Here is a 26,003-nt window from a genome sequence, read left to right on the forward strand (position 1 = left end):
AACAGCCAACACCCTAAGCTATGCTGGTGTTGCTGATATATGCTGATGATTCCTGTATGACTAGCACCCTAGCTCCTGTTCCCTTTGTGGATTTGAGTTTGATCCACGAACCGCTTAAACCCGAAATTCAAGCTGCGATCCAGGCTGTAGTGGATAAGGGTGACTTTGTTTTAGGTCAAGCCCTAACAGAATTTGAAATCGCCTTTGCTAAAGCCTGTGGTGTACCCTATGGGGTAGGAGTAGCCAGTGGAACCGATGCGATCGCTCTGGGTCTACAAGCCTGTGGAATTAAACCTGGGGATGAAGTTCTGCTTCCGGCTAATACTTTTATTGCTACCCTGATCGGGGTATTACACGCGGGAGCCACTCCAATATTAGTCGATTGTGACCCCCATACGGCACTGATTGATCTCAATCATGCAGAGCAGGTGGTAACAAAAAAAACCAAAGCCATTATTCCGGTGCATCTCTATGGCCAAATGGTTTCCCCCCATCAACTATTTGCTTTTGCCGCATCCCATGATTTAATTATTTTTGAAGATGCAGCCCAGGCACATTTAGCCGAGCGAGAAAGTTATTGTGCGGGAAGTATTGGGTTAGCCGCGGCTTTTAGTTTTTATCCGAGTAAAAATTTGGGCTGTTTTGGGGATGGGGGAATGGTTGTGACCCAGAATGAAATTGTGGCTCAAAATCTCCGCAGTTTACGCAATTATGGGGCTCCTCAAAAATATATCCATACCGAAAAAGGAACAAATAGCCGTCTTGATACCTTACAAGCTGCCATTCTAAATGTTAAGTTACCCCATTTAAACACTTGGAATCACGATCGCAATTTTTCCGCCGAAAAATATGATGCGTCACTTCTATTATTGCGAGAACGGGGTATTATTCCGATTGAAAATCAGAGTGCGGATGGTCATGTTTATCATTTGTATGCGATTCGGGTAACGGAAGAATCAGCCATTAACCGTGATACCCTCAAAGACAAATTAACGGAACAGGGAATACAGGTCGGAATTCATTACCCAATTCCTTGCCATTTACAACCGGCTTATCAATATTTAGGTTACAAAGAAGGAGACTTTCCTCAAGCTGAAAAATTAAGTCAACAAATTCTATCCTTACCCATATATCCTGGATTAACAACTAACCAAATTAATCGAGTTTTGACATCAATTCAGTCTGCTATATCTTAGCTCCTCCTAAATCCATTGGGCGAGAAGACCTCGCCCCTACTTTTAGATCTCAGGTCAACGGTTAACCGTCAATAATTGTATGAAAATCAATCATAAAATTCCAATCACGCTGGAAAAATCTCTATTAAATTGGATGATTGTTATATTAATGGTGTTATTGTATGCACCACTTTTAATACATTGGTATGACGGTTGGCTGCATAAAACGATCAGCATTGAACATGAATATTTTAGTCATGGTTTAATCGGTTTACCCTTTGCAGCTTATATTGCCTGGACAAAGCGGCATCAGTGGAAACGTTTACCCAATACTAGCCATCCGTTAGGAATCGGATTAATTGTGATAGGTAGTATTTTTTATTGGAGCGGTTTATCTGATTTAGTTAATCTTTCTTTTCCTTTAATGTTGGCAGGACTTTGCCTATCTTTTAAAGGAATTGAAGGCTTAAAATTACAGAAAATGCCCTTAGTGTTTGTATTACTAGCAACCCCGAATCATTTACCCTATTTAATAGAACCCATCGCCTTACCCTTGCAGAAATTTATTGCTAATGTGGCTGGATTTATTCTAATTCAATTTAACTTGAATGTCCATGTAGAACAAATTTATCTGTTTGTGAATGATCAAATTGTTGAAGTTGCCCCGCACTGTGCTGGGTTAAAAATGTTATTTACCAGTTTGTATGTAGGATTAATGTTGCTCTATTGGACAGGACTTTTAGACTCAAAAAAACTAAGTATTTTCTTTCTAGTTAGTGCGGGCTTAATTAGTATTATTGCTAATATTATTCGCAATACCTTATTAACGCTGTTTCATGGCACAGGTCAAGATGGGTTATTTTCCTGGCTCCATGAAGGTTGGGGCGGAGATTTATATTCAGCCTGTATGTTAGGTTTATTGGTAGTATTAATTAATGGTTTACAACATTATACTGGAATTGATTCCTAAGACCCATTAGAACAACCCGATCAATAAATATTTATTGATTACTGATAGGGTGAGGAGACTTCAATCCTACCGATAAAAAATAACTGATATAGCACTACCAATTAAGGTATTTGACAATAATAAACCTTGTAACCTGCTCATAACCTACTATTCCCTATTCCCTATTCCCTAGCTCTATAACTGATATGATTCTACGACAAAAACAGTCTAAAATTATCATTGTCATCTTAATGATAATATTATTAATCGGTGCAGCAATGCCGGGCTATATTAATAAAAAATGGTCATGGATGGATATGCCCCAACTCAAAACCTTGCCCCAACTTCAAACTATTAGAAAACAAGGTTTGACGATTCCAGGATGGCAAACAGTTAAAATTGAATCCTTGGGTGCGGGCAGTAAAAAGTGGTTAAAACAAGAAATAAAACGGGATAATCAGACAGCAATAGTATTATTATTTCCCCAAAATTACTATAAAGATCAGCCTCAGTTGGAATGGATGGATCTGAATGGATTTCTAGGGTGGAAAACCGATGATTTCAGTGACGATCGCTTTTCCATAAAATCCACCGCCCAAAAATTAGACCCGGCTGAAATTGAAGTTCAATTTTTTAGGGCCTGGACTGCAACTCAGACCTGGGCCGTGACTCAGTGGTACGCTTGGCCTAACGGTGGAAATCCCGCCCCCAGTCGTTGGTTTTGGATTGATCGTTGGGCCCAACTTAGTAAGCATCGCGCCCCCTGGGTGGGTGTTAGTCTTTTAATTCCGATTAAACCCTTAGATAATATTAAGGATGTCTGGCCCCTGGCCGTTTCTCTGGGTGAAAGTATACAAGCCTCCTTAATGGCTGAAGCCTTAGCTACCACAACTCCTTAATGGATGTTGCTTGATTATTTAACTATGAATCATCGTTGTCGCCAGACCTTTGTATCCCTATTCCTCACCAGTCTTTATTCCAGCAGTTGGATAGTCTGTTTCACCGCCTTGCTTTGGGGCTTTTCTAGCCAACAAAGGGTTTTAGCCCAAACCGTCAATCTTCCAGAAAAATGTGTAATTCCCCAAGGAGTAGTCAATCAACCCTATCCGGGGGCAAAGTTACGACCACCGAGCTTCCCCCAACCCACCTGGCCCCAAATTATACAACTATTTGAACGGGCGGGGAATCCCGTTTTAGACCGTTCTGCACAACTTCCTCCCCCAATTGATAATATTTATTTCCGGCGTTTAAGTGAAAATCGCGGGGTCAATTATCGTCTTGGCCCAGGGGATCAACTGTATATTGATGTGTTTATTAATGGCCAGCGTTCCAATGACCTGAGTGTTCCCACCACGGCCGTTACCCCCGATGGTGCGATTTTATTACCTTTAATTGGAGCCATTCGGGTTCAAGATTTAACCTTGGAACAGGTACAAGTCATTATTAATAGTCGTTTAAATCCTTTTGTTCAAAATCCCCAAACTAATATGGCTTTATTAACCCAACGTCCGGTAAGGGTGACGGTGACGGGGGAAGTGGCCAGACCCGGATTTTACCCCTTAGCCAGTCCCGAACTCCCGATCGCCCTGACAACAGCCCAGGGAACCACAACGGCGGCGGATTTAAGAATGATTAAAATTCGGCGTACCTTAGCGAATGGTCAAGTGGTGGAAACGGATGTGGATTTACTGACGCCATTATTATTAGGCGTTAGACCCGTAGATTTGTTACTCGAAGATGGGGACGTAATTGTGGTTCCCTCCCAGGAGGTGCGGGCCTATCAAGGGCCAACTCGGAATATTTTAGAAACCTATAGTTTGGCCGCCGCCCCAAATGCTGTGAGTGTAACCATTGTCGGAGATGTCACCCGACCCGGATTTTATCAACTTCCTCCAGGTAGTGGACAGGTAACAACGGCTATCCAGGCCGCAGGTGGGGCAAGAATCACCTCGGATTTGCGGTCGGTTTTGATTTGTCGGATTACGGCCGATGGTCGCTTAATCGAGGATATTATTGATTTATATACTCCCATTCAAGAGGCAACGGCTTTACCGAATGTGTCTTTACAGAATGGCGACGCTATTATTATTCCGAAATTACAACCGGATGAAAAGTCAGGTTATGATCAACGGTTGGTGGCGACATCCAACTTAGCTAGTCCTCAAATTACGGTGAGAATTTTGAGTTATCCTGTGAGTACGGTGGGAACGGTAGCTTTACAAAATGGCAGTAGTTTTATTGATGTATTAAATTCCGTTCCTTTGAATTTAGCGGATTTACAGGAAATTGCTTTAATTCGTTATGATCCAGAAACCGGAAAACCCACAAAACAACTTTTAAATGGTAAAAATGTATTAGCTGGGGATGCCACGGATAATGTTTTATTACAAGACAATGATGTGATTGTTGTTAACCGCAATTTAATCACTCGCGTGAGTTTTGTTTTAAATACTTTTACTCAACCTTTTCGCGATATTCTCGGATTTCTGTTATTTTTCCAACAGTTACAAAGCGGGGTAGAAAATCTATTTAGTCCCAGTGGTAGTAGTAGTGGTAGCAGTAATAGTAACAAGAAAAAATAAGCAGTTAATACCTATCATCCTATTTTTTATTTATTCTTACCCATTACCCATTACCCATATTATTATGACTTTACCGATTGTTAAACGATATTTAATTGCTTTTGATCAATATAAATTGGCGGGTTTTGCCACCTTTACTGTCGCGTTAGGGGCATCGGGAGCCGCTGCAATGTTGATGGAACCTCCGGCTACTCCTCCCTATAAAGCAACGGGTATTCTGATGGGTCAAAGTAGTCCGGTGATCTTTTCTAAAACCGGGGAAGTTATTCAACAACAAGGACAACAACTAGCACCGGAAATGTTGCTTCCTGAAAGTGTAGTAGATCCGCTGCTCAAAGAATTTAATATTCCACCGAATGATTTAAAAAAAAATTTAGGAATTAAACTAGAACCAGCCAAAGCTCCGGGAAGGGATAGTGAGGGTTCTCCGATGAAACTTACTGTTTCTTATCAAGATCCTAATCGAGAACGATCGGTAACTTTTGTGAATAAATTGATGGAGAAAATGCGACAACAAAGTCGTGTTATTAATACTCAACAATTGAATAGTATTATTAATCTAATTCAAGAAAGATTAAAACCAGCCGAAGCAGAATTGAGACAGGCAGAAAAAGAGTTAGAAAATTATGATAAACGGGAAGGAGCAACTATTTTAAGTTTAGAAGGTGGCTCCTTACCCACAGCAATTTTAGCCAATGAACAGCAGCAAAAACAGATTGAGTTACAACTAACCGCCCTAAACGCTCAAGTGGCAAGTTTGGAATCTCAGTTAGGTTTAAATGCTGACCAAGCCTTTGTAGCTCAAGCCTTAGCCTCTGATCCAATTATTGCTCAACTGCGGGTTCAATTGTATGAAATTGAATCACAATTAGCGGTTTTACGCAAGGATTATAAAGATCAACATCCTTTAGTTGCAGAATTAGTCAAACGTCAACAAGCCGCCGAAAAACAGTTACAATCTCGAGCTTCAGAAGTATTGGGAGGAGGTGGAATTGCGGCTCCTTTAGTCAGTGTGGATAAAATTCGGGTTGATTCTTCTCTTGATCCGACTCGCCAACAATTAGCTCAAAATTTAATTGGGTTAAAAACTCAAAAAGAAAGTTTAGAACAACAATTAAAATCATCTGAAAAAACTGGAGAAGACCTGAAACAAAACTATGCAACAATTCCGAATAAACAAACGGAAAAACAACGGCTAGAACAGCAAGTTGCTTATAAAAAAGCCTTGTATGATCAAATGCAGGTAAAGTTAGTGGATGCGAAAGCGGCTGAAGCTGAAATAACCAGTAGTTTAGCGATCGCCAAAGACGCACAAGCTCCTGATATCGAAGTTCCTAAAGCGTTGAGTATGGCTTTAATTTTGGCAATGGGAGGACTCGGAGGAGTTTTAGGCGGGGCGGTGATTATTTTTGTCTTGGGAATGTTGAGTGGGAAATTCTACACTTGGGAAGAAATTCAAGGAGCTTTCAAAGAGCGCGAAGTTCCGTTTTTGGGAGTTGTGCCTAATGTGTTTTTATTCCCAGAAGATTATGTTTTACCGTTGTTACTCAAACGTTATTCCCCCTATTTGGAATTTTATGAAAAAATTCGCAGTAATTTACAACGGGTTGGCAATAAATCTCCTAAAGTTATTTTAATTACCAGTGTGGGAACCGGGGAAGGAAAAACTTTAAGTGCCTATAATTTAGCGATCGCCTCGGCTAGAAGTGGCAAACGGACTCTATTAATTGAAGCTGATTTGCGATCGCCCTCGGAAGTAGAATCCCTGGGATTAGTCCTCGATTCCCACAGTGCGGTGGAACCCCTACAATATTATGGGGATTTATATGGCTGTATTCGTTTAGTTCCCGATGTCGCTAATTTATATGTGATTCCCAGTCCGGGGGGAGTGCGTCACCCAGCAACGGTTTTAGAATCGAGTGAATTGCGCCGCTTGTTAGAGGAAGTCCGCTATCGGTTTGATTTTGTGGTGGTGGATAGTCCGACTTTAGAAGGCAATAATGATGTTTTAACCTTGGAACCCTACACCGATGGGATGGTGATCGTGACTCGTCCAATTTACACCGCCTCGGGGCTATTAGGAGAGGTTACGGACAGATTAATGGATACCGAGTCAGCCGATCCCAAAAAATATCGGCCGCGACTTTTAGGGGCAATTGTGAATGGGGCGGATATTTTTGTTGACTACTTTGAGGAAGACTCCCTCGAACATGACCAACCCGTTCGAGCCCAACCTCGTCCTCGACCCGCATTAAAACCCAAAGCCCCGAATAAGAAGCAGAAACGATTACCTGCTAGGGCGCGGAAGTAGAGGATCAGGTAATTGATTTAAGGTTTTAGGTTGCAAAATCAAAAATTGTGTTATAGTAGTGAATGACCTGGACTTATGCGATTGGAACGCCCAAATCTTGTCAGAACCGGAAGGTAGCAGCAATACGGGATGCTTCTAATAGGCGTAAACTCCGGGTCACTTTTTTGAGACGATATCGGGATTGAACACGAATTAAAGACTAAGTTGATTAACCGTTAGCCAGCAAGTGTTTAATTAATAATATTTTAAGAAACTGGAGTCATTATGCCGGGTTTCGGAGATCTTGTCCAAAAAGCGGTTTATTTAGGGGTAGGTTTAGCCTCCTATGCGGGTGAAAAAGCTAGTAAAACCCTGGCAGAATTACGCACAGATGCCCAAAAACTAGCCGATGAGCTAGTCAAGCGGGGGGAAATGACCACAGAAGAAGCGCGTCGTTTTGTGGAAGATACGATTCAGCAAGTGCAAAAACCAGGGAATGAACCGACGCCCCCAGCAAAAAAAACAGAACCTCGTCGGATTGAGATTTCGGATGATGACGATTCTGGGGATGATGGAGTGGGTCAGTTAAAAGACAAGGTGCGGGATTTACAGGATGAATTGCGTCGTCTCCAGAAAGATTAGGAGGTTGACCCGACAAAAAAAATTCAAGGTGAAGGGTTAATTAAATTGCGCTATACTAGAATTCTGGTATAGCTGTTTTTTGCTATATTTTATAGAAATTATTCAGAAAACTGGTTATCAGTGTCATGGAAGATTGGTCAAAAAGTATTGTAGAAGCGATAGAAACAACCGTTTCTGACATGGAGAAGTTTTTTACAGACGTGACTGAAGAATTGAACGAAATATTAAACGAACTCACCAAGATATCGGAAGAAATTACCGATGAGGTACAAAATAAAATTCTTCCCGAACTTGATGAATATATCAATGATATCTTTGAACCGATTATTGATATTTATTTTGATCTGGATTTAGGTCTGAATTTAGATATTGATACCGAGGACGAACATTTTGATCCCTTTGTCACATACATTCAACCGACAGAAACCGAACACCCTGCTTGTCGAGGATGTCAACATTATCACGGACAAGTTTATGGGGGAAATTTATTGGTTTGTGGAATGCACCCGATGGGCGCTGAAGCAGAAACTTGTCCAGACTGGGAAGGGGAATAGGGATCACGGATTTAAGAGGATTTCACGGATTTCACAGATTAAAATCTGTGTTAATCTGCGTAATCCTCTTAAATCCGTGATAGGTAATGGGGATTGATTTTTTTGGTGTTCTAATAATTTAGTTTCTGACTTGAGATCATGAGTTAATAAATTCACTATTAACTGATAACTCTTACACTGATAACTGATAACTGATGACTGATGACTGATGACTGATAAATGTATTCCTCAAATTCCCTTATCTTTGCATCTGCGAGAGTATCAACAGCAAGCGGTGAATAATTGGTTTGCTAATCGAGGGCGGGGAACGTTAAAAATGGCAACTGGAAGCGGTAAAACTATTACTGCTTTAGCGATCGCTACTCAGTTATATGATCAAATAGGATTACAAGCAATTATCATTATTTGCCCCTATTGCCATTTAGTAATTCAATGGGAAAAAGAGGCTAAAAAATTTGGATTACAACCGATTTTAGCCTTTGAAAATGTGCGCCATTGGCAAAAACAATTATCGGCGGAACTCTATCAATTAAGAGCCGGAAATCAGTTTTTTTTAACGGTTATTACGACTAATTCTACCTTAATTTCTGAAGGTTTGCAATCGCAAATTCGTTATTTTCCTGAAAAAACTCTGATTATTGGGGATGAAGCCCATAATTTAGGAAGTCCCAAATTAGAAGAAAGTTTACCCCGAAATATTGGCTTGAGATTAGCCCTTTCTGCTACTCCTGAACGACATTTTGATCAAAGTGGCAGCGATGCTATTTTAGATTATTTTGGGCCAGTTTTACAACCGGAATTAACTCTAGCTGAAGCGATTCGTCAAGGGGCGTTAGTGCGGTATTTATATTATCCGATTTTAGTAGAATTAACTGAAGCTGAAAGCAGAGCTTATCATAGGTTAACGACTCGAATTGGTTGGGTATTGACAAGGGATAAAGACTGGGAAAATAACGAAAATATTACCGCTTTATTAATTCAAAGATCTCGGTTAATTGCCTCCGCTAGTAACAAGTTAGATGCCCTACGCCAGTTAATGAAAACCCGGTTACATACAACCCATACTTTATTTTATTGTGGGGATGGAAGTGTAGAAACCCTAGAGGATTATTCTCCTCGACAATTGGAAGCAACGGTTGAATTATTAGGAGCAGAATTAGGTTATCGGGTGAATACTTATACCGCCGAAACCCCTTTAATAGAGCGAGAAAAATTACGCCGACAATTTGAACAGGGAGAATTACAAGGGTTAGTTGCTATTCGGTGTTTAGATGAAGGAGTTGATATTCCAGCGATTAAAAATGCGGTAATATTAGCAAGTAGTTGTAATCCTCGACAATTTATTCAGCGACGGGGGAGAATATTAAGACCCCATCCAGGTAAAGAACGGGCAACATTATTTGATATGATTGTATTACCACCAGATTTAGATAGAAATACCTTAGAAGTTGAACGGAATTTGTTAAGAAAAGAGTTAAAACGGTTTTTGGAATTTGCCAATTTAGCTGATAATGCTGGGGAAGCGAGATTAAAATTACTTCAGTTACAAAAACGATATGGGTTATTAGATTTATAATCTTATTTTGGATTGCAAATTCCGTTGTTGGGCTTTAGCCCCTCCCCGGAGCGCTGAAGCGCAATTATTTCGTTGTTGTGCTTTAGCACCCCTCCCCGGAGCGCTGAAGCGCAATTATTTCGTTGTTGTGCTTTAGCACCCCTCCCCGGAGTGCTGAAGCGCAATTATTTCGTTGTTGTGCTTTAGCACCTCCCCGGAGCGCTGAAGCGCAATTATTTCGTTGTTGTGCTTTAGCACCCCTCCCCGGAGCGCTGAAGCGCAACAACGGGCAACAATAACAATGGCAAGAAGTTGACAAAATATTGTAATATTGAGGGTAGTGCCGACTGCCATAATAAGGGGATAATTAAAATGTTTAAATATTCTGAAAGTATTATTACCACTATTGCTAATGTTTTCTCTGAGAAAAAATCTAGTTATGGGGATAATATTAATCCTAAAGAAGCTCAAGACCCGATTATCAATGCTTCCCCGGAAGTGCGAGAAATTATTGAACGGGTATTACAAGCCGAACGAGATAAACTATATATGAAAAATCCGCGTAATATTAATGATGATATTCTCAAAATTATTAAGGATGTGGTGAAATGAAATTAATTTCGATTCAACTCTGCAATTTTCGACAATTTTATGGGAAAACTCCAGAAATAAATTTAGCTTCTGGAGAACGAAATACAACGGTTATTCATGGTAATAATGGAGCCGGAAAAACCACCTTAATGAATGCTTTTACTTGGGTTCTCTATGAAAAGTTTAGTGCCGCATTTTCTATTTCTGAACATCTCGTCAATAAACGAGCTTTAAATGAAGCTGAACCCGGACAAGGAGTAGGATGTTGGATAGAATTAATCTTTGAACATGATCATAAACGATATTTAGTTAAACGAATTTGTCGAGCATATAAAAATGGGAATGATATCGAACAAACCCCTAGTCAATTATATATGCAAGTGGCTGGAGATGACGGACGCTGGGGAATGCCTCCTCATCCACCGGAGGAAATTATTAATCGAATTTTACCATTAAGTTTACATCAATATTTCTTTTTTGATGGAGAGAGAATTGAGCAAATTGTTAGAGATGAACGCAAACTAGAAATTTCTGACGCGACTAAAGAATTATTAGGAGTAGAGGTTTTAAATCGAGCCATTAAACATTTAGGGGAAGCCAAAAAATCCTTAGAAACGGATTTAGCAATTATTGGAAATCCTGAAACTAAAAAATATTTACAAGACAAGAAAAAAGCGGAACAGGAAATTGAGAGATTATCCCAAAGACAGACGGAAATTAACCAAGAATTGGAGAGTCTAAAACAGATAAAATGTACTTTGAGTGAGCGATTATTGGAGTTGGGGGGCGCGGCGGAATTACAAAGGTTGCGGGATGAATTAGATCGCAAAAGACAATCATTACGCGAACAACTCCATCAAGCTCATATTGCCATTAATCGGGCTATTTCTACAAAAGCCTATACGGTTTTAATCCCAGAATTAACGGCAGAATTTAGAAGTTTATTTTCAGGTTTACGAGAACGGGGAGAGTTAAATACCGGAATTACAAAACAGTTTGTGCAAAATTTATTAGAGCAAAAACAATGTATTTGTGGGGCTGAATTAATTCCTGGAAAAACTGAATGTGAACAGGTTCAACACTTATTAAATCGGTCTGGAACTGCGGATATTGATGAAACAGCGATTCGTTTGAGTACCCAAGTCGATGAATTAGATAAACAAGGGATTCAATTTTGGGAAGAAATTAATCGTCAACAACACAATATTCAAACGAATAGAGAAGAATTACAAAGAATTGAAAATGAACTCGATAGTATTACCAATAAACTCAGAAAATTTCCCAATGAGGATATTCAAGAATTGCAAAAACGTTTAGATGAAATTGAACTTAAAATCAGTGAACTGAATCGAGAAACGGGTTCAAATCAACAACAAATTGAAACATTTACACAGACTATTGAGAGTTTATCTCGACAAATAGATAAACAGCAAATGAATGAAACGAAACAACTGTTAGTTCAAAGAAGAATTGCAGTTACTCAGGATACAATTCTGCGTTTAAATGAAGTCAAAGACCGTTTAGACCAACAATTTCGCTGTCAGTTAGAAAAACGAGTTCAGAAGCTATTTAGTCAAATTTCCTTTACCCCATATTTACCTAAATTAACTGAAAAATATGAATTAAAATTAGTAGAAACCACCGCCGGAGATGAAGCAGAAGTCGCCGCTTCCACGGGGGAAAATCAGATTTTAAGTTTATCTTTTATTGGGGGAATTATTGATGGAGTCAGAGAATGGAGTCAAAAAAATACCTTAATGGGGCCAGATAGTAGCACCTTTCCGATTGTTATGGACTCACCTTTTGGTAGTTTAGATGAAATTTATCGCCGACAAATTGCCAATATTATTCCTCAATTAGCGAATCAATTAATTGTTTTAGTTACGAAGACTCAATGGCGCGGAGAAGTGGCGCAAGAGATGGAAAAACGCATTGGACGGGAATATGTTTTATCCTACAATTCTCCCAAAACTGATTGTGAGGAAGACTGGATAGAATTAGCCGGAAATCGTTATCCTTTAGTCCATCAAAGTCCCAATGATTTTGAATACACGGAAATTTTAGAAGTGGAATATGATTTTTAGTTTTATATAGCATAAATTGTACCTATTTGTGGATAAAAATTTACTTGACGTCAAAACGTTTACAAAAATTTATACTTATCCTTTCATCCTAGGGTTACGCTTAAAAATCCGCAGTAAAAATGAAAGAGAAATGGACTATTTGACAGAGTGGACAGAAAGTGGCGTTGACGAAGAACTCACCCAACTGAATGTGATTCCTTTGGAGGGGTATCGTCCGTTAGATTATCTTCTCTATTCTGATACTATTCCTAGATTAAATACAGGTCGGATATCTCAGCCTATGCTCAACCGTTATCAGCATCTTTATGATGGGGGTTGGTGGTGTTCTGGGATGGATATTTTGACTGGAAATCCTGATTTATGGGGATGTTTTAAGCCCATCAAACCCCGTTTAACTTCAGACCAAAGCAAATTAATTAAATATGAACATCCCCCTAACACACCTATGGGGATTTTTGCACTAAGAATTTCTCGAACCATTTGGGAGCAAATTGCTCAAAAATATGGGGTTAAAATCAATCCTTCTGACCTCCGACCCCATCAACCAGACTTAGGTTTTTGGCACTGGGTGATTACTCATCCTGAACTGCCTTTATGTATTGCTGAAGGGGCGAAAAAAGCCGGAGCATTACTAACAGCAGGATATATTGCGATCGCACTTCCAGGGATTCATAGCGGGTATCGAGTTCCCCGTGATCAATATGGAAATAGAATTGCTAAACCTGCTTTAATTCAACAGTTACAGCAGTTTGCAACTAAAAATCGTAAAATTTATATGGTATTTGATCAAGATACTAAACCTAAAACAATTAAAGCAGTTAATTCAGCTATTCAGCAAACGGGATATTTATTCACAAAAGCAGAATGTTCTGTATATATAGTTACCTGGAATCCAAAGTTAGGTAAAGGGGTTGATGATTTAATTATAGCACAAAGTCAAACTATATTTGATCAGGCTTATCAAAATGCAATACCTTTAGAAACTTGGAAGGCTTTTTCATTTAATCGGTTAACTTATCCGGCAGATATTGACCTAAATAGTCGTTACTTATCCTCAATAAAAATACCTGAATCTGCTAAATTAATCGCGATTAAATCCCCTAAAGGAACCGGAAAAACTAAAATCCTAGAAAACATAGTTCAAGAAGCAATTAAAAATGGTAAGTGGGTATTAGTTATCGGTCATCGAGTTCGACTGATTGAAGCCCTTTGTCAACGGTTTGGATTACAATACATGAAATCGGCCGTTGATACCCCTAATTCGGCGTTAGGATATGGATTATGTATTGATTCTCTGCATCCTAATTCTGGGGTTAAATTTGAAGCAAAAGACTGGTCAAATGGGTTAGTTATTTTAGACGAAGTTGAACAAGTATTGTGGCATGGATTAAACTCAGAAACCTGTCAAAATCATAGGGTTTCTATTCTTAAATCCTTTAAAACCCTGATGCAAAATGTTTTAGGGGGAAAGGGTCAAGTGGTAATTTCCGATGCGGATTTAAGCGATATTTCTATTGATTATTTAACTAGCCTATCGGGTATACATCTGCAACCTTTTATTATTCAAAACGAATGGCAACCCTCAAATAATGAAGCCTGGAAAATTCATAATTATTTAGGAAATACCCCCGACCAACTGGTGAAAGACCTAGAACAACATATTGCCGAAGGGGGGAAACCTTTTGTTTGTTTGTCAGCCCAAAAATTAGCTAGTAAATGGGGGACTCGCACCCTAGAAACCTATTTACAAACCCAATTTCCCGATCGCTCTATTCTAAGAATAGATTCCGAATCCTTAGCCGATCCCAGTCATCAGGCTTATGGTGCAATTTCTAACTTGAATCATCTGCTAAAACAGTATGATATTGTATTAGCGTCGCCCTCAATTGAAACGGGAGTTAGTATTGAGATTAATAACCATTTTACCTCGGTTTGGGGAATATTTCAAGGGATTCAAGCGGAAAATTCTGTTCGTCAAGCCCTGGGACGAATTCGAGAGAATATTCCGCGATTTATTTGGATGGCAAACCGAGGATTTAATCAGGTAGGAAATGGGGCAACCTCCATGAGTTCTTTACTTAGTAGTGGACAAAAATTAACCCGCCTAAATATTCGTCTATTACAACAATCTGATTTTGAAGAATTAGATGATTTAGAAATAGGATTTCAAGCGGAATCCTTAATGGGTTGGGCAAAAATGGCAGTCCGATTTAATGCGGGAATGGCGCGTTATCGAGAGACAATTTTAACCGCGTTAATGGCAGAGGGTCATCAAATTATTGAGATGCCACAAGCCAAAAAAATACCCAAAAATTCGATTAAATCCACTCAAAAATTTAAACCCGAATGTTCAGAACGTCCTAGTCTCAACGAACTAATTCTAGCAGTCAAAGATCAGAATTATCAAGCGGAATCTGTGGCGGTAATTAACTCCCCAGATCTGAGCGATAGTCAATATTACTATCTCCAACAACAATTAGTTAAAATCCCCGAAGAACGTCGGGCTATCCGTAAACATGAGTTAAAATTACGCTATGGTATTGCTGTTACTTCCGATGTGATTAATAAAGATGATCAAGGATGGTATGAACAACTCAGAATCCATTATTTCTTAACCGTTGGTCGTCCCTATTTAATCGGTCGAGATGCCCTGATTGCTAGACGGTTAATGGAACAGGGACAGGGAAATATTTTTGCTCCTGATTTTAACCGTTCCCAGTTAGGAGCTATCATTGGAATTATGGAATTATTGGGGATTCCTGCTTTACTCAAAAATCCAAAACGAGATTTAAAAAATACCGATGCTGACTTACAAACTATTGCCGAAATAGCCCTAAAAGATCGCAATGCCATCAAGACTATTATTGGTATTGGGCTGGCTAAAAATTCAAGTCCGATTACTATTTTACGGCGGTTTTTAGATAAAATTGGTTATCGTTTAACCTGTGTACGATCCCAAAGTGAAGGTAAAAAACGAATCCGAGTTTATCACCTGGTTGACCCCCAAGATAACCGAGAAGAAATTCTACAACATTGGTTAAAATTAGAGGGTCAATATCCGGGTCAATTAGACAGGATTTTACCTGAAAATACTCCTACTCCTGACCCTTTCCGATTTACTCCTAACTATATCCAACTCTCTTTATTTATGCCAGGTAATAGTTAACAACGGAGGAAAAGACTTCACCGCAAGCGATTTGCTGCATCAGTAGTCTTTTCCTCCCTGTTCCCTTTTACTAAAACCTCAATCCTCAATTGATCGAGTGATTAAAACACCCGATTGAGGTTGAATCATTAGACATTTACGACAAAAGCGGTTTGTGGCTTTTGGGTATTGAACTTTTATTCAACTCCCCCTATCTTAGCTAATGTTGATTTAATCGTCAAGTCCCAGAGGGAAAAAATTTTTTGATCCCAATTTCCCCATCTCTACCCCCTTCCGACCCGTAGGCAGTAGACTGGTGGTAGAGGGTTGAAATTTTATTCAAATCAGCGTACTATCGGAATCGGGAGGAATGTACTATGGAACAAACCTTTGGAAAGCTAATTCGTCAGGCGCGGAAAGAAAAGTTCTACTCACAGCGTCAGTTAGCGGCATTGCTGGAAGTGGATTTCACCTATTTATCTAAGCTAGAGAATGATCGCGCCGATTACTCTCCTAAAGAAGATGTAATTAGGGGTTTGGCGAGAAATCTGGGTTTGGATGAGGAGGAATTGATCTTTTTGGCGGGGCGAATACCTCAGCATTATGAGAAATTTCTCAAAGAAAATAATAAGAGTATGACGGCTCTATTCCGCCGGATGCAAGAAAATCCGAACTTTGCCCAGCAAATTTTTGAGGCTGCGCGGGAGGTAGAATAAGTGAGTATCCTGAAACCCTATCGCTTTTATCGTCGAGAGTCGATTGAGCGTCGGGCAAATGAGATTTTGCGACGGATGCAAGCCACACCCAATTTTGCCCCTGAGTGGCCGTTTGAGGCTTCTTTGGTGGCAGACTTTCTGGATTTAGGGGTAGTTTGGGATTGCATTGTGCCCGATGAACAGGGGGCGATCGCGGCTCGAATTTTGCCCACGGAAAGACTAATCGAAATTAACGAAGAAATTCAAGAAAAACCCAAGGGCTTTATTGAGTCTACAATTGCCCATGAAATCGGTCATTGGATATTACATATTGATCATGATCAATTAGAGTCTGGAGCCTTAGAAACTTCTGAAAATCTATTAGATGAACCCTTTGTTTGTCGAGCTACAATTGAAGATGCCCGTTTAGCATCTATTGAATGGCAAGCTCAATATTTTGCCAGTTGTTTGTTAATGCCACGCCCAATTTTAGAAGCCAAACGAGTCGGTCGAGATTTAACCAATTGGCAACACCTTTATACCATCAAAGATGAGTTGGGGGTGAGTATTTCTAATTTAACTAATCGTTTACAGGAATTAGGTTGGATTTCTATTCCTAAAGGAGAACGCACGATTTACCCGGGAAAAGCTGCTTAAACTCTTGTTTAAACTCTTGTTCCAAGGCTCTGCCTTGGAATGCTTTCATGGAGGCTCCGCCTCCTTTATCCCTGAACCTAGGATATTGCAAACTGCTTGATAATCGTAGTAGTTTTAATAGTTTTGAGATGCAATTAACTTGAATTATAAAGGAGCAAGATCGACCATTTTAGCTGATTATTGACAGTTATTAAATCCCAATACGACCATGCCCAATCTGTCCCTTCCTTATCCCGATGATTTGCTCGTTACTTCTGGCAAATCTCCCGAAGGCTTAGAAGCTGAATTGCTCTTTTTGCTGGCAGTAAAGCTATTTGAGTTACGGCGACTATCTCTCGGAAAAGCCGCTGAATTTTGTCGAATGAATAAACTGCAATTTATGTATGAAATCGGACGATTACAAGTTCCGGTAATCAACCTAGATGATGACCAAATCGCTGACGAATTACGGGATGATTAATCAGATTATTATTGCCGATAGTAGTCCTCTGATATCCCTAGCTATTATCGAACAACTAGAACTTTTGCCCCGGTTGTATCAGCGAGTTTTACTTCCCCCTGCTGTTTGGAACGAAGTCACAGTTCAAGGGTTAGGCTTACCGGGAGCCGAGGCAGTTAGTCAGGTGAAATGGCTGGAAATAGAAGCACCATTACCGATGCTGTTAGAGCCATTATTAATATTAGTAGATCACGGAGAAGCAGAAGCTATTGCCTTAGCTAAATCTACTCCGATAAAACCTTTAATTTTAGATGGTATAATATAATGAATACTTGAATTAAGGATAATATCAATTATGGCTCGAAAAGTCTTAGGTATTCATTTTGTTTGTAGAAATGGGCTTAATATTGAAGAATTAGGAGACAGTCGATTCAAAAGTGGGGATTGGAAAGTATCGGAACAAGCTGCTGATACCGCACTCTATTTAGCACTTCACGACCAGAAAAACAGTTCATCTTATAAACAAGGAATAATTGAAAGTTGGGAACACTATGAGGGTGAGGGAGGCAGAATCATTTTTTATGTAAAAGAATTTGATAGACCGCTAGAATGGGTTGGTGATGGAACAGGAGAAAAAGGATATTGTTGGTCAGAGAACTAAGGTGATAATTGTGTTAGAATTGCTACGAACCATAATTCAAAGTATTCAACCCTTTTTAGTCCCGACTTGCTTTGTTTTGGCTTGGGGATTATTTATATTGATAACTTGGAGTATTGTCGCCGCCTTGCGGGATACGGTGAAACAAGCCAAACAAATGCACCAAATCCCCTGTGCAGATTGTATCTTCTTTACCGGAGACTATCACCTCAAATGTCCGGTACAACCAACCATTGCCCTATCTGAAGCTGCCATTAATTGTCCAGACTATAGAAGTTGTCACCCTAATTCTTCCCTCTAATCACCCATACCCCAATTAGGAATGGAAAACCAATAAGGTGACTAATTGAGCAATAGTTTACGATAGATCAAGGTTTCCAGGGTTTAATTGTGCAAGTTATTTATTTTTGATTCCTTAACGTATAATCAAAAACTTAATGGTTAATCCTTGAGATTCAGACTATGAATATCCTCCAACTCGATGTCCGCCAAACTGTTATTGTGGGAATTTTAGTTCTGTATTTGGGAAAATACTTAACTAAAAAAATTAAATTTCTTCAGAATTTTAATATCCCTGATGCCGTTTCTGGAGGTGTCCTCGCCTCTATATTTTTTGGAATTTATTATGAAATTTTTAAACATCAAATCGAATTTAATCTCTCTATTCGCGATACCTTATTGATTGTTTTTTTTACCACTATAGGGCTTTCTGCTAAACTGAAAACCTTGATTAAAGGGGGAAAACCCCTATTCATTTTGTTGATGGCGGCGATCTTTTATTTGATGGTACAAAATATTACGGGAGTTGCGATCGCAGCCTTGACGGGGTTAGATTTGCCTATTGGTGTGCTGGCGGGGTCAGTGTCTCTCAGTGGCGGACATGGGACGGTGATCGCCTGGTCTCCCCTATTTCGGGATAACTATGGCATTGCCAACGCGCCAGAAATTGGGATTGCGAGTGCCACCTTTGGTTTAGTCTTTGGAGGAATTATTGGGGGGCCGATCGCTAAATTTTTAATTAATAAAAACCGACTCCAAGCTAATAATTTTAATCAAGATTTAAGTATTGGCATCAAAGAAGATGAGAGAAATGTCAAAATTGACTATAACACCATGCTGAATTCCGTTTTGGTGATTGCTCTTTCTATTAGTTTAGGACTAGAAATTAATCTGATCGCCACGGCAATGGGTTTAAAATTACCCCTTTTTGTCAGTTGTTTATTAGCCGGAATTATTCTTACCAATACTGTCCCCTTGGGATTTAAACGCTTTCCTTGGCCGTCTGATACTCCAGCTTTGGCTTTGATCTCCGATGTCAGTCTGGGTTTGTTTTTATCAATGTCTTTAATGAGTTTGCAGTTATGGACATTGGTGGATTTAGCGGGGCCGATCGCCCTATTATTGCTGGTGCAGTTATTCATGATCACGGTTTATACGATTTTTGTAGTGTTTCCCGTTATGGGCAAAAACTACGATGCGGCGGTGATTTCGGCCGGATATTCAGGACTGGCATTAGGGGCAACTCCCACGGCGATCGCTAATATGACCGCCGTAACCGAAAATTTTGGAGCGTCACCCCAAGCCTTTATTATTGTTCCGTTAGTGGGTGCTTTTTTTATTGATATTGCCAACGCCCTAATCATCCAAAATTTTCTCAATTTTGTATCGTAGTCAGCCCTTCAGGGCTGAAGTCCTTTTAAGTTGGGCAAAAAACAGCACCCTCTTTTTTGTTATTGACACTCTCAGGTCTGAAGACACTGAGATTCTGCGGACAGGATTAGTTTAACCTAATTCTCGCTACGACCGCCGCATATCGTCTACTGAGTTGATTAAGCGACAAGCCCAATCTTCCCGATACTTTTACTCTTGAATCAATACACTTTCACCAAGCCATCACTAAGCCAAGTTGCGGTACGCTCTACAATCTGCCATTATTTGCTCCTTGCTTGTCATACTGCCGTTAGGACTTTAACCTAACCGTTGTTTCAGGGGAGCCGGGATTTCTCCGATACTAGAATGTTTCAACACGCAGATGTTTATTGTTCTTACTTGTGTTTTTTGATTTTAGCACATCTTTTAATATTTCAAGGGGAATAAATTCCCTTGAGTCGCGTTTCCTCTGGTGGTCTGAAGACACTGAGTTTCCACTCTCCCATCATGATCTTATGATTGGTGCTGGTTACTCCCCCTGAAGACGACCGATAACCGCCGCCGCCGCCGCTTCACCCGTCCGCACCGCCCCATCAAAAAAACCAGGCCAACGCTCGGCGATCTCCGATCCAGCCCAATAAATCCGTCCGACAGGGGTGGCAATGGCATCCCCGAAATTTGTCCAGACACCCGGTGGCATAAAGGCGGCATATCCTCCCCCGACCCAGGGATTGGCTGGCCAATCCACAATATCAAAGGTGCTAGGGGATAGGGCCTGATCCCCCAAATAAGCCGCCAGATCGGATAAAATTGCCGAACGACGTTCAGACTCATTTAAAACCTGCCAACGATGATAGCGATCACCCATCACAAAAGTAGCAATAACTCCTTTACCACTGCGCGGATCGGAGCTATCGGCAAATAGTTCAATCCACTCGCTGTTACCCATCCCCACACCCGCGAGTCCTTTTTCCCGCCAAAACGGAGACTCGTAGGAAATCAAAATTTTAGCCAGGGTTCCCATGGGAAACCTTTGGGTAAGCTGTTGACGGGTTGCTGGTAAAGGCGGATCATAGCTAATCCGACCACTGAGATGGGGGGGCATGGCCACAATCACAAACTTGGCTTTATAGCTGTTTTGCCCGGTTGTAACTTCCACACCTGCTTGATCCTGGCTAATCTTGACCACGGGTTCATTGATCTGAATTTTATTCCCCAATTCCGTCGCTATTATCCCAGGAATCTGTCCCGCCCCACCATGGATCAATTCCGCTTCTGGATGCTCCGATTGTGAGGCACAACGATGCCCCCAAAGGATGTGCAGCAGGGAGACTTCACCCGGTTCCGCCGGCCCTAGGAACCCAACGGCACGAACCATGTAGGAAAAGTACCAATGACCAAAATCGGTTTTGGTATTTTCACCGATCCACTGGGCAAAGGTTTGAGCATCAAGCCGTTTATGCTCAGGATTTCGACCGGGGTATCCCGAGGGTAGGGACTGGGAAAGTTCCTCAAAACGATGCCAAGCCTGCATTGCATCGTCCCATTCTTCCTGACTAATCTCAGGACGTTCTCCTTCGGGAAATCCTTGAAAGAAGCCCTTAAATTCTGACCGATTCCCATTATATAAAAAGACCGTTTTTCCTTCTAATGGTGAAGGAAAGCGTGAGATTTTATACTCATCCAACAGAGCCAGAAACCGATCTTGGGTCGGCCCAACCCATTGACCTCCAAAATCAATATATTGATTCGGTGCAATCTGTTGACCATACATCCGTCCACCAATCCGATCCTGTGCCTCCAAAACTAAAATCTGATGACCTGCCCTTTGAAGGTTTCGTGCGGCAATCAGTCCAGACAATCCAGATCCTACTATGATGCAGTCATAGTTGGTAATTTCTGTTTCTAACATCGTTAATACTTTAAAAATAAAATTGAGATGACTGATAACTGACTAAAAGGGCATTAATTGTTTAATTGCCTTACTCGCCACATCTCCGTAGCGCAGTTGACCACAGAAAATTTTACTCATGATTTTCGTAGCGGCGGGCATTTTTACCCCAGCCTTATAAGCAACTTTGGGAAAACGATAGAATGCACCCCCTAAACGGCCAGCCCAGACCATATCTGTACCCCATTCTTCCTTCATGATTTGGGTATAGCCTTCTAAGGCATTACTAACACCGCCTAAAGCCTGATCAATCGCCTCTGCTGCTTTAACCCCACTCAGAATTGAAGGACGAATTCCCTCGGCGGATAAAGGATCAACTAAACTGGCGGATTCTCCAGCAATCACAGCATTTTGGGTATGTAAATTTTTATCTCCATCCCATAGACATAGAGGATGGTCATAAATTGTCGAACTGCCTAAACCTGCTTTACTGGCATAATCCAGTAAGTCCTGCTTCAGATTTTTAGGTTCTCCCCCGATAAAAGTCGCAACACTCAGGGAATAACCATCAGCCTTGGGGAATCCCCAAATACTACCATTTTTGACCATGCCAAATTCAAAACTGGGTAACAACGGTTGATCCGTCACCACTTCCATAAATTGACTTTGGCGCAGTTTAGACTGTTTCAAGCCAAGCCATTTTGCCATTGAACCTTTAGCCCCATCTGCCCCAATTAAATATTTAGCCGTTAGGGGTTCAGTGGTAGTATTTACTTGCCAATGATCACTTTTAAATTCAATCCCGGTAACTTCTGTATTGTCCTGTAGTTGCGCCCCTTGACCCTTAGCTTGTTGGATCAGAAATTGATCAAATACATCCCGTCGCACCATCCACATCGCAACCGGAATATCAGATTCCACCGGATCATTTAATTGCCAGGTATAGCGAATTCGCTCCACCGTTGTCGAAATTGCTGGGCTAAAATCAAAATCAAACCATTGGGCGATCGCCGGAGAAACACCTCCTCCACAGGGTTTTAATCGGGGAAAAGTTTCTCTTTCCAAAATTAAAACCGAACGTCCGCGTTTGGCTAAATGATAGGCTGCTGCTCCTCCGGCTGGGCCAGCACCAACAATAATACAGTCAAATATTGTTGCCATAGAACTACTAATCAGTTATCAGTTACCAGTTATCAGTTAATCAATTAAATCTTGACTGATAATTGTTGAATATTGCCTATTTTTGATGGTTTTTTTGTTGAGGGTTGAGTGTTAACCGTTAATAACAACCCTCAACATCAGTGTTAAACCGTGGTAATGTCTTTTTCTTTCAAAGCCAAGGCTTCATCGATTTTAACGATGTACTTGTCTGTTAGTTTTTGAACGGAATCTTGTAAATCAGCAGATTCGTCTTTTGAGAGTTCACTACTTTTTTCCTGTTTCCGAATCGAATCAATTGCATCCCGACGAATATTTCTGACGGCGACTTTTCCATCTTCGGCCAATTTAGCCACTTGTTTGACCAATTCCTTCCGGCGATCGCTGGTTAAAGGGGGGATATTCAGACGGATCACGGAACCGTCGTTATTTGGTGTTAACCCAATATCCGACATCAAAATCGCTTTCTCAATAATATTGAGGGTATTGCGATCAAACGGCTGAATTGCAATGGTGGTGGAGTCAGGGGTACTAATATTCGCCAACGCTTTTAAGTGGGTTTGAGTCCCGTAATATTCCACGATGATTCGATCTAATAAACTGGTATTGGCTCGTCCAGTTCGGATAGTATTGAAGGAGCGTTGAGCCGCCTCCAATGCTTTAACCATGTGATCTTCAACTTCAGCTAACTTCACACAAACCTCCAACTAAGGTTCCAACAGGTTCACCACTCACCGCCCGGCTGATATTGCCCCGCACAGTGAGATCAAATACAACAATAGGGATATTATTTTCTTTGCACAACGCGATCGCTGTACTATCCATCACTCGTAAATCATGGGTGAGGACGTAGCTGTATGTCAATGTTTGGTAACGTTTAGCGTCCGGGTTATGTTTCGGATCGCTATCATAGATGCCGTCTACCTTAGTGGCTTTAAAAATCACTTCCGCATCAATTTCGGCCGCCCTCAACGCTGCGGTGGTGTCCGTGGTAAAAAAAGGATTCCCAGAACCTGCACCAAAAATAACCACCCGATTGAGTTCTAGGTGGCGAATGGCTTTGCGTCTAATATAGGGTTCAGCGATTTCCTGCATGGCGATCGCCGTTTGCACCCGGGTCGGAACCCCAATTTGTTCTAAAGCATCTTGTAAGGTAATCGAATTCATCACCGTAGCAATCATACCGACATAATCAGCCGTGGCTCGATCCATGCCCCCGGCGGCGGCTTTCACTCCTCTAAAAATGTTACCACCCCCGACCACAATGGCGACTTGTACTCCTTGATTAACCACTTCGGCGACTTCCTGAGCTATGTCTTGAACCACCGATGGATCAATGCCATAGCCCAAATCTCCCATGAGGGCTTCGCCACTTAATTTTAGTAAAATGCGTTTGTACGCTGTTCCCATTTGTACCCCCATAGCCTTTGTGTTGATCAACATCGCCAATTTTCGTGAACGGATTGGGTTTATCGTTACCCGTCGCTTAGACATTGGGGTTATCATATCAGGATATATTCAGTCATCAGTCATCAGTTATCAGTTATCAGTTATAAATTTACCTCTATTGTTTCAGTTTTTTGGATTTAGATCCAATTGTTAAGACCTGAGATATTTGTCTATGGTTTTCCGAGCTATCAATGTCTCCATTTAATTGAGCAACCGATCGCATCGGTGCGTTCAGTCGTAATTGGTTCGTTGTTGAGAAGTTGGGCGATCGCATTTTTTAAATAGGGGACAGTGACATTTTCAGCGAATTGGGAATTATCATCAATTAAGCCCTGATAGCGCACAATTCCTTCCCGATCCAATAAAAACGTTTCCGGGGTATTACTTGCTCCAAAACAATGGGCTACCTCTTGGGTAATATCTCGAATATAGGGAAAATTCAATCGCTGTTCTGTAGCAAAACTTTTCATATTTTCAAAACTATCATCGGGATATTGGGTAGCATCATTGGCATTAATTCCGACTAAAATTACACCCCGTTCTTGATAGTCTTTTTGCAACTGTTTCAGGCGATTTAAGTAGGAATGAACATAGGGACAATGGTTACACATAAAAATTACAACAACGGCTCTATATTCTTTTAAATAACGAGCTAAATGATGAACTTCATCATCAATTCCTGGCAATTCAAAATCTGGAGCATAGCGGTTAATTAAAGTATCCTGCATAGTTAATGTTTTCACCTAATTAAATCTGTATATTTCATTTATTTTTATTTCTAATCCTCAATTCTTCTTCTAACTTTTGACTGATCTTTTCACTGACTAATTGATTCCCAGAGGGGCTCAAATGAATATGATCTCGATACAGAGTTTCGGGTTGAGAAGTTGCTTTAAAGATCGGCAAAAAATCAATATAAACCCAATTTTGAGCTTGGGTGAATTCCGTTAATCGTTGACGGGCTTTAATTTCATAATCCCGTGATCCCGGTTCACCGACTTCTCGCAATAAGGGGGTCATGGCTAATATAAAGTTAGCATTATTTTGACGAGCGATCACCTCAATCCCTTGGATCTTATCCAAATTGTATCCCACCGGGTCAGAAGGTTGGGGTTGTTTGGCGGCTGGAATCGGTTCACAGAGTTTTAAACGGCGATTAAACACCTCCACTAACGCTAAACGAGGTGGCTTATTAGGGTAGTTGCGATCGCGCCCTACAACGCCGGGATTCGGGGGTTCAGTGAATAAATCATCGGTATTGAGCAATAACACAATCACCTCCGATCCAAACATCCCGAACCGTTGTAAATAGGCCAGTTGATTCGGTGGCCCCCAGGAATTAGCAGCCACATTCAGGACTTCCCCCTGCCCCTGACGACCTAGCTGTTGGCCAATCAAAGCCGACAGAGTTTGAGATTGGTCTGTCCACCATCCCCCATTCACCAAAGAATCCCCCAATAACATCACCCGCCGCGTCCCAGAAATGGGCAGGGAAGTAATAGAGGCACTTCGCATTGAATATTGATTAATTTCAATCTGGTTGCCATAACGACGGGTTTTCTGGTTTGGGGCCAATAAATAACCAATGTCCGAGTCCGCCAAATACAAGACGGGAGAACCCAATCCAAAACGAAGGCGTAACCCAATCTCCACCGCCATCAAAACAACAAGCAATATTCCCAACAGGACTAGAACAATTTTCATTAGTAATCAGTGATCAGTAATCGGTGTAAAAATTTGTCTTAGCGCGTCTGTACGAGTTAAGAGTTGACAGATGATAAAATTATAAAATGTGATGTATTTATTCATTTTCAGACTACCCATGCTCTGCCTTAGCCT

Annotated in this window: 24 protein-coding genes and 1 other RNA gene; 19 read left to right on the top strand and 6 right to left on the bottom strand. The window is 40.8% G+C overall.

Features of this window, described 5'->3' with window-relative positions:
• Positions 1–56: 56 nt before the first annotated feature.
• From NMG86_RS17550 to gltS, 19 genes are all read left to right on the top strand, one after another.
• Entirely contained in the window at positions 57–1,196 is a 1,140-nt protein-coding gene (locus tag NMG86_RS17550) for a DegT/DnrJ/EryC1/StrS family aminotransferase (RefSeq protein ID WP_026798212.1), read from the top strand.
• A 79-nt stretch (positions 1,197–1,275) separates the two neighbouring features.
• Positions 1,276–2,145 carry a cyanoexosortase B gene (gene crtB, locus NMG86_RS17555; protein WP_026798213.1) on the top strand — a complete coding sequence of 290 codons (870 nt, stop codon included), beginning with the start codon at positions 1,276–1,278 and terminating at the stop codon, positions 2,143–2,145.
• Between the two features lie 185 nt (positions 2,146–2,330).
• Positions 2,331–3,023, top strand: a complete 693-nt coding sequence (locus tag NMG86_RS17560; protein WP_036832020.1) for a cyanoexosortase B system-associated protein — start codon at positions 2,331–2,333, stop codon at positions 3,021–3,023.
• A 24-nt stretch (positions 3,024–3,047) separates the two neighbouring features.
• Positions 3,048–4,706 (top strand): polysaccharide biosynthesis/export family protein, encoded by a 1,659-nt coding sequence (locus tag NMG86_RS17565; RefSeq protein ID WP_026785870.1) that lies wholly within the window; start codon positions 3,048–3,050, stop codon positions 4,704–4,706.
• A 64-nt stretch (positions 4,707–4,770) separates the two neighbouring features.
• Positions 4,771–7,017, top strand: a complete 2,247-nt coding sequence (locus tag NMG86_RS17570) for a GumC family protein (protein WP_026798626.1) — start codon at positions 4,771–4,773, stop codon at positions 7,015–7,017.
• Between the two features lie 64 nt (positions 7,018–7,081).
• An RNA gene (ffs, locus tag NMG86_RS17575) (signal recognition particle sRNA small type) lies at positions 7,082–7,178 on the top strand.
• Between the two features lie 103 nt (positions 7,179–7,281).
• A complete protein-coding gene (locus NMG86_RS17580; protein ID WP_026785868.1) occupies positions 7,282–7,638 on the top strand; it encodes a phasin family protein in 357 nt (118 codons plus the stop codon).
• Between the two features lie 125 nt (positions 7,639–7,763).
• Complete coding sequence (locus NMG86_RS17585; RefSeq protein WP_026785867.1) at positions 7,764–8,192, top strand: hypothetical protein; 429 nt, start codon at positions 7,764–7,766, stop codon at positions 8,190–8,192.
• A gap of 208 nt (positions 8,193–8,400) precedes the next feature.
• A complete protein-coding gene (locus NMG86_RS17590) occupies positions 8,401–9,768 on the top strand; it encodes a DNA phosphorothioation system restriction enzyme (protein WP_026785866.1) in 1,368 nt (455 codons plus the stop codon).
• Between the two features lie 351 nt (positions 9,769–10,119).
• The gene (locus tag NMG86_RS17595; RefSeq protein WP_036832017.1) at positions 10,120–10,359 is read left to right on the top strand and encodes a hypothetical protein; all 240 of its coding nucleotides are present in this window, start codon (positions 10,120–10,122) and stop codon (positions 10,357–10,359) included.
• Positions 10,356–12,422: an AAA family ATPase gene (locus NMG86_RS17600; RefSeq protein ID WP_026785864.1), complete on the top strand. Its 2,067-nt coding sequence runs from the start codon at positions 10,356–10,358 to the stop codon at positions 12,420–12,422. The genes NMG86_RS17595 and NMG86_RS17600 overlap by 4 nt, the downstream gene beginning before the upstream one ends.
• A gap of 130 nt (positions 12,423–12,552) precedes the next feature.
• Positions 12,553–15,588: a plasmid replication protein, CyRepA1 family gene (locus tag NMG86_RS17605; protein ID WP_026798214.1), complete on the top strand. Its 3,036-nt coding sequence runs from the start codon at positions 12,553–12,555 to the stop codon at positions 15,586–15,588.
• A gap of 356 nt (positions 15,589–15,944) precedes the next feature.
• A complete protein-coding gene (locus NMG86_RS17610) occupies positions 15,945–16,283 on the top strand; it encodes a helix-turn-helix domain-containing protein (RefSeq protein WP_026785861.1) in 339 nt (112 codons plus the stop codon).
• The gene (locus NMG86_RS17615) at positions 16,284–16,919 is read left to right on the top strand and encodes an ImmA/IrrE family metallo-endopeptidase (protein WP_026785860.1); all 636 of its coding nucleotides are present in this window, start codon (positions 16,284–16,286) and stop codon (positions 16,917–16,919) included.
• 208 nt (positions 16,920–17,127) lie between these two features.
• Positions 17,128–17,379: a UPF0175 family protein gene (locus NMG86_RS17620; protein WP_026795634.1), complete on the top strand. Its 252-nt coding sequence runs from the start codon at positions 17,128–17,130 to the stop codon at positions 17,377–17,379.
• Complete coding sequence (locus NMG86_RS17625; protein ID WP_199918639.1) at positions 17,372–17,683, top strand: PIN domain-containing protein; 312 nt, start codon at positions 17,372–17,374, stop codon at positions 17,681–17,683. The genes NMG86_RS17620 and NMG86_RS17625 overlap by 8 nt, the downstream gene beginning before the upstream one ends.
• Positions 17,684–17,713: 30 nt before the next feature.
• Entirely contained in the window at positions 17,714–18,019 is a 306-nt protein-coding gene (locus tag NMG86_RS17630) for a hypothetical protein (RefSeq protein ID WP_043938524.1), read from the top strand.
• A gap of 10 nt (positions 18,020–18,029) precedes the next feature.
• Entirely contained in the window at positions 18,030–18,317 is a 288-nt protein-coding gene (locus tag NMG86_RS17635; RefSeq protein ID WP_026798216.1) for a hypothetical protein, read from the top strand.
• A 161-nt stretch (positions 18,318–18,478) separates the two neighbouring features.
• Positions 18,479–19,687, top strand: coding sequence for a sodium/glutamate symporter (gltS, locus tag NMG86_RS17640; RefSeq protein WP_026798217.1), 1,209 nt, complete (start codon positions 18,479–18,481; stop codon positions 19,685–19,687).
• A 508-nt stretch (positions 19,688–20,195) separates the two neighbouring features.
• Here the strand turns inward: gltS and NMG86_RS17645 are convergent.
• From NMG86_RS17645 to NMG86_RS17670, 6 genes are all read right to left on the bottom strand, one after another.
• A complete protein-coding gene (locus NMG86_RS17645; RefSeq protein WP_026798218.1) occupies positions 20,196–21,578 on the bottom strand; it encodes a flavin monoamine oxidase family protein in 1,383 nt (460 codons plus the stop codon).
• Between the two features lie 42 nt (positions 21,579–21,620).
• Positions 21,621–22,709, bottom strand: a complete 1,089-nt coding sequence (locus NMG86_RS17650) for a geranylgeranyl reductase family protein (RefSeq protein WP_026785851.1) — start codon at positions 22,707–22,709, stop codon at positions 21,621–21,623.
• A gap of 152 nt (positions 22,710–22,861) precedes the next feature.
• Positions 22,862–23,410, bottom strand: a complete 549-nt coding sequence (gene frr, locus NMG86_RS17655) for a ribosome recycling factor (protein ID WP_026798219.1) — start codon at positions 23,408–23,410, stop codon at positions 22,862–22,864.
• On the bottom strand, positions 23,397–24,125 hold the full coding sequence (gene pyrH, locus NMG86_RS17660; RefSeq protein ID WP_026785849.1) for a UMP kinase: 729 nt from the start codon (positions 24,123–24,125) through the stop codon (positions 23,397–23,399). The genes frr and pyrH overlap by 14 nt, the downstream gene beginning before the upstream one ends.
• Before the next feature lie 227 nt (positions 24,126–24,352).
• Positions 24,353–24,892, bottom strand: coding sequence for a thioredoxin family protein (locus tag NMG86_RS17665; RefSeq protein WP_026785848.1), 540 nt, complete (start codon positions 24,890–24,892; stop codon positions 24,353–24,355).
• Between the two features lie 34 nt (positions 24,893–24,926).
• Positions 24,927–25,868 carry an SGNH/GDSL hydrolase family protein gene (locus tag NMG86_RS17670; RefSeq protein WP_026798220.1) on the bottom strand — a complete coding sequence of 314 codons (942 nt, stop codon included), beginning with the start codon at positions 25,866–25,868 and terminating at the stop codon, positions 24,927–24,929.
• Between the last annotated feature and the right edge of the window lie 135 nt (positions 25,869–26,003).

It is taken from the genome of Planktothrix rubescens CCAP 1459/22 (genome assembly GCA_904830895.1).
In the GTDB taxonomy this organism is placed as follows: Bacteria; Cyanobacteriota; Cyanobacteriia; order Cyanobacteriales; family Microcoleaceae; genus Planktothrix; species Planktothrix agardhii.